Here is a 13,861-nt window from a genome sequence, read left to right as displayed (position 1 = left end):
TCCCATATGGAACTGAAGTGAATTGAATAGCAATGCCCTCAAATTTAAAAAATATATTTAAATAAAGCACATAATATCTATTCATATGAACAAGAAACGTTGCAGCTGGGTTAGCGAAGAGGAAGTCTACATCAGATACCATGACGATGAATGGGGGGTCCCAACACATGATGACCGCGAACTTTTTGAAATGCTTGTTTTAGAATCATTTCAGGCAGGGCTTTCCTGGATTACCATACTCAAAAAGCGTGAAAACTTCAAAAGGGCATTTGATGATTTTGATGTGGAAAAAGTGGCGGGATACGGCGAAGATAAGATTAACGAATTAAGGGAAAACAAGGAAATTATCCGCCATAAAGGAAAAATCACCTCCGCAATCACCAATGCAAAGGTATTCATTGAAATACAAGAGGAATTCGGAAGCTTTGATGAATACATATGGTCGTTTACCGACGGTAACATCATAAAAGCTGAATATCTGACCGAATCCGATTTGTCCAAAGCCATTTCTAAAGATTTGAAGAAGCGCGGAATGAAATTCGTGGGTCCGACAATAATATACTCCTATCTGGAATCCATCGGAATTATAGACAACCATGAAAAAGAATGCTTTAAGTTCTAAGTACTTGAAATAAGCTATTCAAAGCCAATTTAATAATTAATTGAAAAAATAATGGACCGTACAACGGTTATTAAGCAACAAAGGATGATTGCAAAAGGATAGCCTAAAATAGCAATTACCAAACCAACAATAAAAAGTATTAACGGAATAACCAATGCATCCCTTACAGCCAAAACCTTTGATAAATGTTCCTGGTCCGGATTGACCCCAAGCAAGGATTTTGCCATCCATAACAGTATGATGTTGACTATAATGAAGTCTAATCCATATAATACTTCGGCAAGCAAGGAAAATGGATTATTGGCGACGAATGTTGTCAAGTAAGGAAGCAATGAAATGATCAATAACAGCAGTATATTCTGCCAGATTATCTTTGCATTTATGCGTTCAACATGGTTATAGATTACATGATGGTACTGCCAAAGATTAGTGCAAACTAAAAAACTTACCAAATAAGCAAAATAAGAAGTTTTAAGGGTTAATATTGATTGAATGGATGCAGTGGCAGGTTGAGGCAATTCCAAAACTAAAACAGTCACAATAATCGCAATGATAGCATCATAAAATGCTTCCAACCTGTTTGTAGAAATAAACCCTTCATCCATAAATATCACCCAAATTCTAACTAGATATTTATTGAAATTTCTATTTATTACTTTTGCACAATATCCTCCAACATTTCATGACCAAAGCTAATTGATTTTATGACTAATTAAACAAAAATAAATATATAATTTTTATTTAATTCACCACCATTCAAATTTACTGAAAGGTTCTCTCAAATCAGTTTTGTTTTAAAACTGTGACATACATGAGATGTTTTGAAAATAAGTTTTCGATAGATTAATGAAATCCGCTAAGCTACTCTTCCAACAAGATTATGTCCTTAGGATCCACTTTCAAATACTCCGGAATCGTAAATTCATGGTCATGAATCCTTTTATCATATTTCCACCACAAACCATTTGCCAAGGTTATTTCCCATTCAAAAGGCATTTCCAACTTTGTGGAATTTACAGTATCCAACACATTAACATCATCCTTTTCAGCAGGAGAAAAATCATGTGCCCTTATTCCAATATGGGTAATGTTAGGTGAAATCTTTTCAGACACTTCAAATGTGACTCCCCAATCCAATGATTTGAGATGGTAATCATCAATGACTTCTATTTTAGAAATATTTTTGCATCCTGTAAGCCTTGCAACCTGAACTTTTTTAGGATTTTCAAATATTTCATAAGTTGTCCCTTTTGCTATGATTTTACCTTCATCCAGTATCAGAAGCTCATCGCAAAACTGGAATGCCTCATCACGATTATGAGTAACCAAAATGGAGAATCCATCAAAATCCTTTAGAGAATTAGAAAGTTCAATACGTAACTGCTCTTTTAGGTAAGTATCCATAGCGCTAAACGGCTCATCCAACAATATGACATCCGGACCGTAAGCTAAAATACGGGCTAAAGCCACTCTTTGCTGCTGGCCTCCGGACAACTGTCTTGGATATCTTTTTTCCAAACCTTCCAAGTGAAAACGCTTAATCATTTCAGATACTCTTTTCTCATTATGGTTCTTTGAAAGTCCACATGCAATATTCTCTTCAACAGTCATGTTGGGAAACAGGGCATAATTCTGAAATAAGTAACCTACATTTCTCTGTTGAGGTTTTAGATTAATTTTCTTATTAGAATCATAATAAATAGTTTCTTCATCGGTAGTTAAACTTACAACACCTTTATCAGGGTCCACAATGCCTGCAATGGATTTAAGTGTCATACTTTTACCGCAACCAGAAGGACCGAGAATACCTAAACACCCTTTTTTCAACTCAAAATCCACTTCCAAGTCAAATTCTTTAAGTTCCTTTTGGATATTCACCTTTAACAATTTATTGGTCATAATTGGTCCTCATTACTTGTAAAAATATATTTAATTAACATCAATAATAAATCATTTCCATTGCTTTTCCTTACGTATAGTGACATAATCCATGATAAAAATAGCTATGAAAGATATGATGATTATGACTATTACATAATTGAAAGCTTCCCCCATATTACCGGCTGCCACTTCTGAGTAAACTGCCATAGGGAGAGTTCTGGTTTGTCCTGCAATATTACCTGCAAGCATAGCTGTAGCACCAAATTCGCCTAAACCCCTTGCATAGGCAAGAATTCCACCACTAATAATTCCAGGTAAGGCATTTGCAAATAAAACTTTCCAAAAAATTCTCCACTCGGACATTCCCAATGTACGGCCTGCATCCAATAAGTTGGAATCGACCTGTTCAAATGCGCCCCGAGCGGAACGATACATCAAAGGGAAAGACATGACAACTGCCGCAATGACAGTTGCAGGCCATGAAAAAACAATTTTTATAGCAAAAAAGTCTATAAAAAAGCTGCCTATAGGTCCTCTAACACCAAAAATATACAATAAGAAGAACCCTACTACTGTAGGGGGCAATACGATTGGTAACGTGAAAATACCGTCCAACACAATCTTTATTGAATCATTTTTGATCTTAACTAATCCCCATGCAACAATCAACCCTGCAAAGAAAGTTATGAGAATTGATAAACTTGCAGTTTTCATTGAAATGAAAATCGGGGACCAATCTACAGCCATGCCTTTATCTCCTTTAATATTATCGTTTATTCATATGATACTATACCAAATCTATTTGTGGATAGTGAAACCATATTCAACAAATACATCTTGAGCTTCCGGAGTTTGTAAGAACTCTACGAATTTGTTTGCAGCATCAGGGTTTGTTGAATTTTTAAGTACTGCTACAGGGTAAATAACAGGAGTTTTTAAAGCAGAATCTGGAGCTTCACAAATCACTTTAACATTATCATTTGATTTAGCATCGGTAGCGTATACGATACCGCAGTCAGCAGATCCTTGTGCCACTTGGTTCAATACAGCAGTTACATCAGTACCTAAAGATAATTTAGGTTCTACAGTAGCCCAAAGGCCTGTGTTGTTTAACACTTCTTGAGCGTATTGACCTGCAGGTACGGATGCAGGATCACCAATAGCAATAGTACCGTTTACATTTTTCAAATCATCGAATGAAGAGATGTTAGCCTTTGAGTCTTTTGGTACAATCAAAACAACTTTATTTTCTAAAAATTGAACATTGGTCTTATTGTCGACTAATCCTTCATCAGCTAAAGCGTTCATTTGTTTGTTTGCAGCAGACATGAATACATCCGCATCTAAACCGTTTTCAATTTGAGATTGTAAATCCCCACTTGAAGCGTAAGTTGGAGTAACTTTTGCTCCAGGATATTTTTCTTCAAACATCGGAATTAATTTATCATCATATGCATTTTTTAAACTAGCAGCCGCAGCTAATTTAATATCTGTTCCATTTAAGCTAGTGTCGCCAGAAGAATCTCCGCCGAGGAAATCAAAAAAGCCAGCAGAACATGCGCTTATACTAACAGCAGCTATCAATACTATAGCCGCAACAATTAACAATTTCTTCATAGATTTCATGTTATCCTCCTTAAAATATACATTTTTAAAACACGATGTGAATACTACTTCACTATTGTTATTATCTTTAATGCTGTGTATATAAAAGTTTTGTTATGAAACCACAATACATAAAAACATATCGAAAAATAAAAAATTGATAATTGATTTTTATTTATCCAAAAACAACCGAATATACATAATTACGAATTGTCATAATCTTATCATCAAAAATGAAAATTACGAAAATAACAATCATTAACATTGAATCTTTATATAAGACTTAACAAAATATAAAATTGGAGGTATAAAAAATGTCAGATATTCAAAAAGTCGATGAATTGTTAACAAAAGCAGAAGTATTCTACCTTGCAACAGTAAATGGTGACAAGCCAAAAGTAAGGCCTTTAGGATTCCATTTGCTCTTTGAAGACAAAATATACTTCGGTGTTGGAACACATAAAGAAGTTTACAAACAAATGGAAGCAAACCCGAATGTGGAAATAGCTGCATGGGATGGAGAACACTTCTTAAGATATTACGGTACTGCAGACTTAACTAAAAATGAAGCAGTCATCGAAAAGGCATTTGAATTAATGCCAGAAATAGCTGAAGCTTACAAAGCAAACAACTGGGAAATGGGAGTATTCTTCCTTGATGACGCAACTGCAGAATTCAGAAACATGTTTGCTGTTGAAGAATCATATGAATTCAAATATTAATGTTGAAACAACATTAATATTCTTTTTTTTATTCACAAATTTCATTTACAATGCCTAATGCATTTAATGTTCTTGGAAATCCAATATAAGGCATGATAACCGTGATTGCGGATATCAACTTTTCTTTATCGTTGCCCACACTCAAATTACCTTGAACATGACCCCTCAACTGATTTTCACAACCACCCAATGTTGCAATGAACACAAAAGTAATCAATTCCCTTTGCTGGTCATTCAAACCATCCCTAGTGTAGAAATCGCCAAAGCAGAACCCTTCCAAAAACCGGTTGAAGTGTTTCTGGCCTTCAGGTGAGGAATCGTTCATCATCTGAATCATGTCGGCGCCGAAATATCTGTCTTGAATTTCACGGCCCTTTTCATATCTGTTTTCAGGATTTGTATTTGATCTTGAATCCAAAGGCATTTCAATTCCTTTCTTATCAAATACCTTTATTACAACTCCAAAGAAGTTGTGGGCACGTCCGAATCCTACATAGGGAACGGATTGATACAGTAACTCCTTAACCTCTTCGGGAGTTATGTCCTTATCAAGGGCAGAGATTAAAATCTTTTTAAATGCCTTTGGTGATTGACAGGCTATCAATGATGCCAATATTGCCAAGATAGAGTCCTTTTCACTTAAAGGGGAATATTCAAACACCTCATTAAAAGCGAAGTTCTTAAAAATCTCATGAAATTCAGGGTCATTTTTTTGGATTCTTCCAAAATTGTCAAATAAACTATTCATGAATATGAATCTGAAAAATAGAGTATAAATAAGTTATTAAAAAAAATAAGAAAATAAAAGAGATTTAATCTCCTTTATTCCAGTTTACAATACCATAAACAACACATAAAAGTGTGGATAAGATAATTCCCACATATACTCCCCAAATCAATGGGTCTTCAATTCCCAAAATCATCATTATGCATCACTTCCTTTTGTGTCTATGCTTTCAAATGCCTTATCGATTACCTCTTGTGCAGGAGGTTTGGTAAGTAAACTTACTACAATTGTAAATATTGCTGATACAGGAACTGCTATCAACATTACGTCAATAAACGGCCATGGTACGGCCGGCAATAATGTTTCTACTCCAAAGATGAATTTGCATATTCCAAGTCCAACGGCAGTTTTCTTGAATACGAATGCCAACCAGAAAAGACTTACGATTGTTCCTGAAACGATTCCTGCAATAGCTCCCGGACGGGTAATTCCTTTCCAGTAAAGCGCTCCCAAGAACACCGGCAGGAATGCTGCTGCACAGATTTCAAAGAAGAGACTTGTTCCGAGTGCAACTACACTTCCAGGAAGTGAATATGCCATCACTAAAGCCAATATGATAGCTATAAGAATACCCACTCTTGAAATGCTTACCTGATCGAGTTTCTGTTTGGATTTGTCTCTGATTGTACTGTAAATGTCTACACCGAATGCAGTACCTTGTGTGTGCAGTTGTGAAGATATTGTTGACATAGCCGCTGCAATCAATGACAGAAGGAAAATGTATACGAACCATTCAGGCAAAGCCATTGTAATGAATGTCGGAATAACCTTGTCAATGTTTCCTCCAACCACATCGACTGCGATTTTTCCTAACTTGTCATAGAAATATACGTTGGAAAGTGATCCTACGATATATGCTGTTGTAGGCATGATTGCAATGAATATACCTCCAATCAAGACAGACCTGTTCAATTCCTTGTCTGATTTGACTGTCATGAACCTTACAATCAATGAAGGCTGTGCGAGCACCCCGATACCTACCCCGATTAAGGTAGATGATACAAGTGACCACCAGAATGGTGTTCCAAACTGAGGAAATGCCGTCCAACCTGTTCCACCCGTTGCAATGGCATCAGCAGGATACAAATTAACCATATTGGTAAGTGCAGTGTTTGCTGTGTCGATTCCACCAAGCAACCAATATACATAAACAAGTAAAAATACCATTGCAACAACCATGATTGTTCCTTGCAAAGCATCTGTATACATTACTCCACGAATTCCACCGAACAATACATAGAATGTAATAATTATTGACAATATTAAAAGGGCAATACCGAAATCAATCAATAATGAGGATTCCAAGAATCTTGCAGCTCCAATCAATACCACTGCTGCATAAAGCGGCATTGCGCAAAAAATTATTAAACCTGAAAAGTAATGAATAAATTTACTGTCAAAACGTTTTCCTAAAAACTCCGGGAAAGTCAATGAGCCTAAAGAGTGGCCCATCCTACGGGTTCTTTTACCTAAAAATACGAATGCAATGAATACACCTATGATGATGTTTAAAAATGCCAACCATAAAACACTCATACCATATTCACTAGCGACCCCTCCAAAACCGACAATAGCTGCTGTCGAAATAAAAGTAGCACCATAACTCATTGCCATAATAAATGGATGTGTATCTTTTCCAGCAATCATAAAGTCTTCAGAGGAATTAGTTTTCTTGTATGCGTAATAACCTACAAAAACCAGTGCAAAGATGTAGATTATAAACACAATTGCCAAAATCATAACGTTCATAATTAATTACCTCTAAAAAAAATATTAAAAACTTTAATATTACATAATATTATATAATGGTAAAAATATATAAATATTACTAATAATATACATTAATGAACATAAATGTACATTTTATTTTGAACATTCGTTTCCAAAAAATAAATCAAAAAAATGAAGAAAATTACAAATTACAATTAATAAAATAATAAGTTTTAAATTTATCAAATAATAAATTTAAACATGTTAAAAAAATCATGAAATAGGGATACTATGTATTGGGATGAAAAAGCAGAATGTATGAGTAAAGAAGAAAAGGAAAAGATCCAACTGGAAAGACTGCAAAAAACCGTGAAGCTTGCATATGAAAACGTGGAATTCTACAAGAAAAGATTTGATGAAATCGGATTGAAACCTGAAGACATCAAAACTTTGAAAGATATCGAAAAAATTCCATTTACCACTAAAAGTGATTTGAGAGAAGCATACCCTCTCGGACTGTTGGCTGTCCCTCGTGAAGAAATTGTTGAAGTGCACGCATCTTCAGGAACTACCGGAAAACCAACCGTAACAGCATATACCCAAAATGATTTGGACATTTGGGGAGAATGTATTGCCCGTGGTCTTAAAATGGCAGGAGCTGAGAAAAAATACATTATCCAAAACGCATACGGATACGGATTATTTACCGGAGGATTCGGTATTCACCACGGAGGAAATAAAATGGGTGCAATCACAATACCTATTTCAGCGGGAAATACAAAAAGACAGCTTGACACAATGGTTGATTTCCAAAGTGACATCCTAACTTGCACACCGTCCTATGCAATGTATCTTGGAGAATCAAGAGAAAAAGCAGGAATTCCTCTTGAAGACATAAACCTAAAAGCTGGAATTCACGGAGCTGAAATGTGGACTGACGAGATGAGAAAAAGAATTGAAGCATCTCTTGGAATTAAAACCTTCAACATCTATGGTTTGACTGAAGTTATGGGTCCGGGTGTTGCTCAGGAATGCGAATATCAAAACGGAATGCATATCCAAGATGACCAGTTCTATCCCGAAATCATCAATTCAGAAACTGGTGAAACCCTTGATTATGGTGAAAAAGGAGAACTTGTATTAACATCCCTTACAAAAACAGGAATGCCTATCTTAAGATTTAGAACCAAAGACTTGACTTCCCTCATTGCCGATAAATGTGAATGCGGAAGAACAACCGTAAGAATGACCAGAATCACCGGAAGAAGTGACGACATGCTTAAAATCAAAGGTGTTATGGTATTCCCATCACAAATTGAAAAGGCTTTGCTTAAAATCAAAGGAATTAGCCCTAACTACATGATTCATGTAACAAGGCCGGACATTTTGGATGAAGTGGAAGTTAAGGTGGAAGCTTCAAAAGAGCTGTTCTCCGATGAAATGAAGGAAATGGAAAAAGTGGAAAAACAAATACAGGCATCAATCAGATCAGAAACAGGTATTAGAGTTGATGTAACTTTATGTGAACCAGAATCACTTCCAAGAAGTGAAGGTAAAGCTGTTCGTGTAATCGATGAGAGGAATTTATAAAAAGGTGAAACAATGGTAGTAAAACAAATTTCAATTTTTGTAGAAAACAAAGAAGGAAGGATTAAAAAAGCTATTGACACATTAGCTAAAGAAAACATCAACATCCGCGCACTTTCAATAGCTGATACAACAAAATACGGAATTTTAAGATTGATTGTTTCAGACAATGAAAAGGCAATAAAAGCTCTTGAAAAAGACGGATTTATCGTAAAGGAAAATGATGTCCTTATCGTTGCCGTTCCAGATGAACCTAACGGATTGAATTCTACATTAGCCATCTTTGAAAATCAGGACATTAACCTGGAATACTTATATGCATTCGTAAGCAGCAAAACCGATGAAGCAATTGTAGTAATGAGACTGGAAAATATGGAAAAGGCAATTGAAGTGCTTGAAAACAGCAACGCCAAACTTCTAGATAGCGAAGACATTAAAGAAATATAGAAAAGATTCATTCTTTTCTAAACTTATTTTATTTTAAATTTTTGAAAAAAAAGATATTATTTATAGAATTAATTAAAAAATAAAAAAGAAAAATAGCTAGAACTCTTTTATCATGGTAGCTATATCTTCTTTGGAATAACCTAAACGAACAAATAGGCTTTTGAGCGGTTCGGTTTCAGGGATTTTTCCTAGTTCTCTCCAACTTTTGAAATCGTTATTGATAATACCGTTGATTAAAAGTTGAATAGTGATTAAATCATCACTTTTAATTGCAATGAATGCATCTTCATCAGCAAAAACATTCTCCGGATCAATTAATGTAATTTTTCCATTAACATCTTTTTTTATAATAGCATTGTCAATTTTATAAGTCATAATACCCCAACTTCATTTATCTAATTAATTATTTTATTATAAATAATATTTAAACATTTAACCTTTAATTGAATTGTATCCACTTTCAATAGCTTTTAAATTCATATCATGGAATTTAGGTTTCAAATTATTTTTCATCGCTTCTATGACAGATTCTTTAGAAAGTGGGAAATTATCATCAGCAGTTACGGCACCCAACAACACCATATTCAAAGCCAATACGCTTCCGGCATCAATAGCCAATTTGGTTCCATCAATAGGCAAAACATATTTGAAATTCTCTTTTAATGTTTTGGTTATCTCATCCACATTAGGATATGGCTTATTGGAAGAAGACGGAACAATTGGATGAGTATTATAAACAATTTTGGTTTCACTGTTTACCTTGTCCAATCCCCTAATTGTCTCAATAGGTTCAAAAGAAAGAAGCATGTCTGCACCGTTATTTGGAATAATTGAAGAGTTGTAACCTCCAATCTTTAATTCTGTTGAAACGGAACCTCCCCTTTGGGACATACCGTGAATTTCACTCATCACTACTTCCAAACCCTGATTCATTGCGGCCTCACCAATGATTGTAGAGGTTTTAATAATCCCTTGACCTCCAACACCGCAGATATAAATATTATAATGATTATCCATATTATCACTCCTTACCTGCCTGCAAAGCACCATACTTACAAACCTGAATACAAACATTACATCCGTCACATTGTGATTTATCAATGACTATGCTGCCATCGATTTTTGAAATGGCGGGACATGCAAGTTCATTTACACATTTGTCGCATTTGTTACAATTTGATTCAATCATGTCAACTGGAGGCTTTTTGGTTAATCCTTTGATTAATGTACATGGAGCTTTTGATATGATTACTGCTGTATCATCCCTTTCAAATGCTTCCCTGTATGTTTTAACGACCTGTTCCAAATTGAACGGATTTATTACTCTCACATAATCACATCCGCAAGCCAAAGCCAATTTACGGATAGATACTTCAGGAGCCTCATCGCCCATACCATCGACCGGAATTCCCGGATTTGGCTGGCCTCCTGTCATTGCAGTGATTCTATTGTCCAAAACTGTTAAAACAAAGTTATGCTTGTTGTGGACAGCATTGATTAATGGGGAAATTCCGCTGTGGAAAAATGTTGAATCCCCAATGAAGCTTGCGACTTTTTGGTCTGTGGAAACTGAAAATCCGCAACCGTCACCGACACTGGAACCCATTGACAAGAGGTAGTCCGCAGCATTGTACGGAGGATTGATTCCCAAGGTGTAACATCCAATATCTGATGCAAATATTACATCTTTTGGTTTGAGTCCGAGCTCTTCAATTGCTATATTGATTCCATAATACATTGCCCTGTGAGGGCATCCTGCACATAGAACCGGAGCCCTGGACGGAATGTCTTCCTGAAGTTTTTCCAAACTAGAAGAATAACTGGTGGAGCTATCTTCCTTGAAGTTCAGGACCTTATTCAATCCGTCAGCGACAACATCGGAGTTGAATTCATGATATAATGGGAAAGTTCCATCCAGCTTACCATGAACTACTACATTCAGATTTTTAGCGCCGATGGTTGTTAATGTGTCCTTTTCAATGATTGGATCGACTTCCTCAACAACAAAAACTTCATCCAAATCCTTTAAGAATTCAGCTACTTTTTCCTGTGGGAACGGATATGAAAATCCTAATTTTAATATGTCAACATCCAATCCGTTGAATTTGACAACGTCATAAGCATAATTGTAAGCGCTGCTTGAAGCGATTAATCCATATTTCTTATCATTTGCAAAGTTAAATTCATTATTCAAATCGCTTTTATTGGTGATTTCTTCAATCTTATGTATCTTATCCCATAACCTTACATGCATTTCGCCGGCAAAAGCAGGCACCGGAACGAATTTTGACGGGTCCTTATCAAAGTGACCTCTCTTCCAGTGGTTATCGCTGTTTGAAGAGTTATCCCTTACATCACCGAATTCGACAACGCCCCTCATGTGGGATACACGGGTAGTTGTTCTTACAATGACCGGAATATTGAATTGTTCTGACAAATCAAATGCATATTTGACCATGTCCTTTACTTCTTGACAGTTTGACGGTTCCAAAATAGGAACGTTAGCTAATCTTGCATAATTACGTGTGTCCTGCTCGTTTTGAGATGAAAAAAGTGAAGGGTCATCAGCGGATAGAATTACCATACCACCTTTAACACCGGAATATGCTGTTGTCATAAATGAATCGCTAGCAACATTCATACCTACATGCTTCATAAAAGTAAATGAACGTAATCCGGAAGCAGCAGCGGTAGCTGCGACCTCCATTGCTACTTTTTCATTTGTGGAAAATTCAAAATAAATATTTGCATCTTTAGCTAAAACAGATAATACATTTCCAATTTCTGATGAAGGAGTGCCGGGATAAGTCGCTGCAATAGAAACTCCCGCTTCTATTACTCCTCTGACTGCAGCTTCGTTACCAAGCAAAAATTGTTTTTCACCCGCAGCTCCTGTAACTAATTCTTTTAAATTCATTATATTTTCCTCAAAATAATCATTAATACAATATTATTATATAATACTTTAAGATATAAATATTATATTATAATATTTTATAAGCTTTTAGTAAAATTGGAGGGAAATGATGATTAAAGTTTATGTTTCTAGATTTAATGGTGAAACTGACACCGAACCTCACTTAGAATGTTATGAACTTGAAGAACAACCCCATATGAAGGTTCTGGATGCGCTTCAGGCCATTAATGAAAAATATGATGCTGATATTAGTTTCAGAAGCTCATGCAGAGCAGGACAATGCGGTTCCTGCGGAATAATGTTTAATGGAAATGGAGCTCTTGCATGTCAAAAGGACATAAAGGACGATGCAATAATTGAGCCGCTCAGATTCCCTGTCATCGAGGACTTGATTGTTGATAAAAGCAGCATCGAAGCTAAAGTCAAAGATTTAGAATTGTCCCTTCAATGCGATCATAAATGCGAATTTGACGACAGCATGACCAAAGATGAAACTGCAGATACTAAAAAGCTTAGAAGTTGCATTGAATGTTATTCTTGTCTTTCAACCTGTCCGGTTGTCAATATTGCAACAGAAGAGTTCGGCGGACCATATCTTATGAGATACATATCAAAATTTGATTTTGACCCTAGAGACAAGTTCGATAGATTAAAAGAGGCTATAGATGAAGGATTATACAGCTGCACCAGCTGCGGCAAGTGTATGGCTGTTTGCCCTAAAAACATCAATACATTCGGAGACGCAATCGAGAAGCTGAGAGCTATTGCCGTTGCAAACGGTTCAGGTCCTCTTCCGGAACATGTGGCATTTAAAGAAAACATATTGGAAAGCGGAAGGTCCATAAAAACCGACAAGACTCCTTTTGTCGAGCAAGCAGAGAACTACACTGGCTCAAAAATAGCTTTCTTTACCGGATGTATGGTCGATTACAAATTCCCTGAAATCGGGCAAATGCTAGTGGATGTCCTAAAAGAGAATGGAATAGACATTGATGTTCCCGAAGGCCAGGTTTGCTGTGGATCCCCTCTGTTAAGGACTGGGCAAACCGATATCGTTCAGGACCTTGTTGACAAGAATAAGGAAGTCTTTAAAGATTATGACACAATTATTACAATCTGTTCTGGTTGTGGGGCTACATTAAAGAACAACCACCCGGAATTTGGTTCCAAACTGCATGTAATGGACATCAGCGAATTTTTAGTGGACAAACTAGATGAAAGCAAACTAAAAGAAGTGAATATGACCGTTACATACCACGACCCATGCCATTTAGGCAGAGGCCAAGGCATTAAGGATGCGCCACGTGAAATCATAGAAAAGATTCCTGGTGTTGAATTCAAGGAGATGAAATATCCATGCCAATGCTGTGGAGCGGGAGGAGGAATAAAATCCGGAAAACCAGAAATCGCACTGGAACTGTCCAAATCAAAAGCTGAAATGATAAAAGAAACCGGTGCTGAAGCAGTCATAACAATCTGTCCGTTTTGTGAACTGAATTTGCAGGACGGATTGAATGCAATAGGATGTGAAGACGTGAAATGCATGCACATTCTTGAATTGCTGAAAAAAGCTTACGAATAAA

General features: G+C 36.1%; 15 protein-coding genes. 5 read left to right on the top strand and 10 right to left on the bottom strand.

Annotated elements, in window-relative coordinates:
* Positions 1-85: 85 nt before the first annotated feature.
* Entirely contained in the window at positions 86-622 is a 537-nt protein-coding gene (locus tag Q0W25_RS02990) for a DNA-3-methyladenine glycosylase I (protein ID WP_297826162.1), read from the top strand.
* 29 nt (positions 623-651) lie between these two features.
* On the opposite strand, the gene Q0W25_RS02985 is transcribed toward Q0W25_RS02990, so the two are convergent.
* The 4 genes from Q0W25_RS02985 to modA all read right to left on the bottom strand — a co-directional run bounded on the left by Q0W25_RS02985 (position 652) and on the right by modA (position 4,129).
* Positions 652-1,227 (bottom strand): TMEM175 family protein, encoded by a 576-nt coding sequence (locus tag Q0W25_RS02985; protein ID WP_298518728.1) that lies wholly within the window; start codon positions 1,225-1,227, stop codon positions 652-654.
* Between the two features lie 256 nt (positions 1,228-1,483).
* Complete coding sequence (locus Q0W25_RS02980; RefSeq protein ID WP_298518725.1) at positions 1,484-2,521, bottom strand: sulfate/molybdate ABC transporter ATP-binding protein; 1,038 nt, start codon at positions 2,519-2,521, stop codon at positions 1,484-1,486.
* Positions 2,522-2,572: 51 nt separating this feature from the next.
* On the bottom strand, positions 2,573-3,250 hold the full coding sequence (modB, locus tag Q0W25_RS02975; protein WP_298518721.1) for a molybdate ABC transporter permease subunit: 678 nt from the start codon (positions 3,248-3,250) through the stop codon (positions 2,573-2,575).
* A 51-nt stretch (positions 3,251-3,301) separates the two neighbouring features.
* Entirely contained in the window at positions 3,302-4,129 is an 828-nt protein-coding gene (modA, locus tag Q0W25_RS02970) for a molybdate ABC transporter substrate-binding protein (RefSeq protein WP_298518718.1), read from the bottom strand.
* Between the two features lie 293 nt (positions 4,130-4,422).
* On the opposite strand from modA, the gene Q0W25_RS02965 reads away from it, so the two are divergent.
* A complete protein-coding gene (locus tag Q0W25_RS02965; protein WP_297828330.1) occupies positions 4,423-4,830 on the top strand; it encodes a pyridoxamine 5'-phosphate oxidase family protein in 408 nt (135 codons plus the stop codon).
* Between the two features lie 28 nt (positions 4,831-4,858).
* Here the strand turns inward: Q0W25_RS02965 and Q0W25_RS02960 are convergent, their stop codons facing one another.
* From Q0W25_RS02960 to Q0W25_RS02955, 3 genes are all read right to left on the bottom strand, one after another.
* Positions 4,859-5,578, bottom strand: a complete 720-nt coding sequence (locus Q0W25_RS02960) for a carboxymuconolactone decarboxylase family protein (RefSeq protein WP_298518713.1) — start codon at positions 5,576-5,578, stop codon at positions 4,859-4,861.
* A 64-nt stretch (positions 5,579-5,642) separates the two neighbouring features.
* Positions 5,643-5,756, bottom strand: a complete 114-nt coding sequence (locus Q0W25_RS09010) for a symporter small accessory protein (RefSeq protein WP_367269939.1) — start codon at positions 5,754-5,756, stop codon at positions 5,643-5,645.
* Positions 5,756-7,366: a sodium:solute symporter gene (locus tag Q0W25_RS02955; RefSeq protein WP_298518710.1), complete on the bottom strand. Its 1,611-nt coding sequence runs from the start codon at positions 7,364-7,366 to the stop codon at positions 5,756-5,758. Before Q0W25_RS02955 ends, Q0W25_RS09010 begins: the two co-directional genes overlap by 1 nt.
* Before the next feature lie 252 nt (positions 7,367-7,618).
* Between Q0W25_RS02955 and Q0W25_RS02950 the strand changes: the two genes are divergently transcribed.
* Both Q0W25_RS02950 and Q0W25_RS02945 read left to right on the top strand, forming a co-directional pair.
* On the top strand, positions 7,619-8,917 hold the full coding sequence (locus Q0W25_RS02950) for a phenylacetate--CoA ligase family protein (RefSeq protein ID WP_298518707.1): 1,299 nt from the start codon (positions 7,619-7,621) through the stop codon (positions 8,915-8,917).
* A gap of 12 nt (positions 8,918-8,929) precedes the next feature.
* Positions 8,930-9,361 carry an amino acid-binding protein gene (locus tag Q0W25_RS02945; RefSeq protein ID WP_298518704.1) on the top strand — a complete coding sequence of 144 codons (432 nt, stop codon included), beginning with the start codon at positions 8,930-8,932 and terminating at the stop codon, positions 9,359-9,361.
* Positions 9,362-9,457: 96 nt separating this feature from the next.
* Here Q0W25_RS02945 and Q0W25_RS02940 read toward each other — a convergent pair whose 3' ends face one another.
* From Q0W25_RS02940 to iorA, 3 genes are read right to left on the bottom strand one after another with little or no spacing between them, the layout of a single operon-like run.
* Positions 9,458-9,736, bottom strand: a complete 279-nt coding sequence (locus Q0W25_RS02940; protein ID WP_297827508.1) for a hypothetical protein — start codon at positions 9,734-9,736, stop codon at positions 9,458-9,460.
* Positions 9,737-9,793: 57 nt separating this feature from the next.
* Positions 9,794-10,378, bottom strand: a complete 585-nt coding sequence (locus tag Q0W25_RS02935; protein WP_298518701.1) for an indolepyruvate oxidoreductase subunit beta — start codon at positions 10,376-10,378, stop codon at positions 9,794-9,796.
* Between the two features lie 4 nt (positions 10,379-10,382).
* Positions 10,383-12,278 carry an indolepyruvate ferredoxin oxidoreductase subunit alpha gene (iorA, locus tag Q0W25_RS02930; protein WP_297827512.1) on the bottom strand — a complete coding sequence of 632 codons (1,896 nt, stop codon included), beginning with the start codon at positions 12,276-12,278 and terminating at the stop codon, positions 10,383-10,385.
* Positions 12,279-12,387: 109 nt separating this feature from the next.
* On the opposite strand from iorA, the gene tfrB reads away from it, so the two are divergent.
* Positions 12,388-13,860, top strand: coding sequence for a fumarate reductase (CoM/CoB) subunit TfrB (gene tfrB, locus Q0W25_RS02925; RefSeq protein WP_298518698.1), 1,473 nt, complete (start codon positions 12,388-12,390; stop codon positions 13,858-13,860).
* Position 13,861: the final 1 nt, after the last annotated feature.

The organism is uncultured Methanobrevibacter sp. (genome assembly GCF_947166415.1).
Lineage (GTDB): Archaea > Methanobacteriota > Methanobacteria > Methanobacteriales > Methanobacteriaceae > Methanocatella.
This window is presented reverse-complemented; position numbering and strand designations above follow the sequence as displayed.

What these genes read in the sequence shown, in the direction of transcription:
- Q0W25_RS02990 (WP_297826162.1), top strand. Translation starts at nt 86, where the DNA reads ATGAACAAGAAACGTTGCAGCTGGGTTAGCGAAGAGGAAGTCTACATC.
- Q0W25_RS02985 (WP_298518728.1), bottom strand. Translation starts at nt 1,227, where the DNA reads ATGGATGAAGGGTTTATTTCTACAAACAGGTTGGAAGCATTTTATGAT.
- Q0W25_RS02980 (WP_298518725.1), bottom strand. Translation starts at nt 2,521, where the DNA reads ATGACCAATAAATTGTTAAAGGTGAATATCCAAAAGGAACTTAAAGAA.
- modB (WP_298518721.1), bottom strand. Translation starts at nt 3,250, where the DNA reads ATGGCTGTAGATTGGTCCCCGATTTTCATTTCAATGAAAACTGCAAGT.
- modA (WP_298518718.1), bottom strand. Translation starts at nt 4,129, where the DNA reads ATGAAATCTATGAAGAAATTGTTAATTGTTGCGGCTATAGTATTGATA.
- Q0W25_RS02965 (WP_297828330.1), top strand. Translation starts at nt 4,423, where the DNA reads ATGTCAGATATTCAAAAAGTCGATGAATTGTTAACAAAAGCAGAAGTA.
- Q0W25_RS02960 (WP_298518713.1), bottom strand. Translation starts at nt 5,578, where the DNA reads ATGAATAGTTTATTTGACAATTTTGGAAGAATCCAAAAAAATGACCCT.
- Q0W25_RS09010 (WP_367269939.1), bottom strand. Translation starts at nt 5,756, where the DNA reads ATGATGATTTTGGGAATTGAAGACCCATTGATTTGGGGAGTATATGTG.
- Q0W25_RS02955 (WP_298518710.1), bottom strand. Translation starts at nt 7,366, where the DNA reads ATGAACGTTATGATTTTGGCAATTGTGTTTATAATCTACATCTTTGCA.
- Q0W25_RS02950 (WP_298518707.1), top strand. Translation starts at nt 7,619, where the DNA reads ATGTATTGGGATGAAAAAGCAGAATGTATGAGTAAAGAAGAAAAGGAA.
- Q0W25_RS02945 (WP_298518704.1), top strand. Translation starts at nt 8,930, where the DNA reads ATGGTAGTAAAACAAATTTCAATTTTTGTAGAAAACAAAGAAGGAAGG.
- Q0W25_RS02940 (WP_297827508.1), bottom strand. Translation starts at nt 9,736, where the DNA reads ATGACTTATAAAATTGACAATGCTATTATAAAAAAAGATGTTAATGGA.
- Q0W25_RS02935 (WP_298518701.1), bottom strand. Translation starts at nt 10,378, where the DNA reads ATGGATAATCATTATAATATTTATATCTGCGGTGTTGGAGGTCAAGGG.
- iorA (WP_297827512.1), bottom strand. Translation starts at nt 12,278, where the DNA reads ATGAATTTAAAAGAATTAGTTACAGGAGCTGCGGGTGAAAAACAATTT.
- tfrB (WP_298518698.1), top strand. Translation starts at nt 12,388, where the DNA reads ATGATTAAAGTTTATGTTTCTAGATTTAATGGTGAAACTGACACCGAA.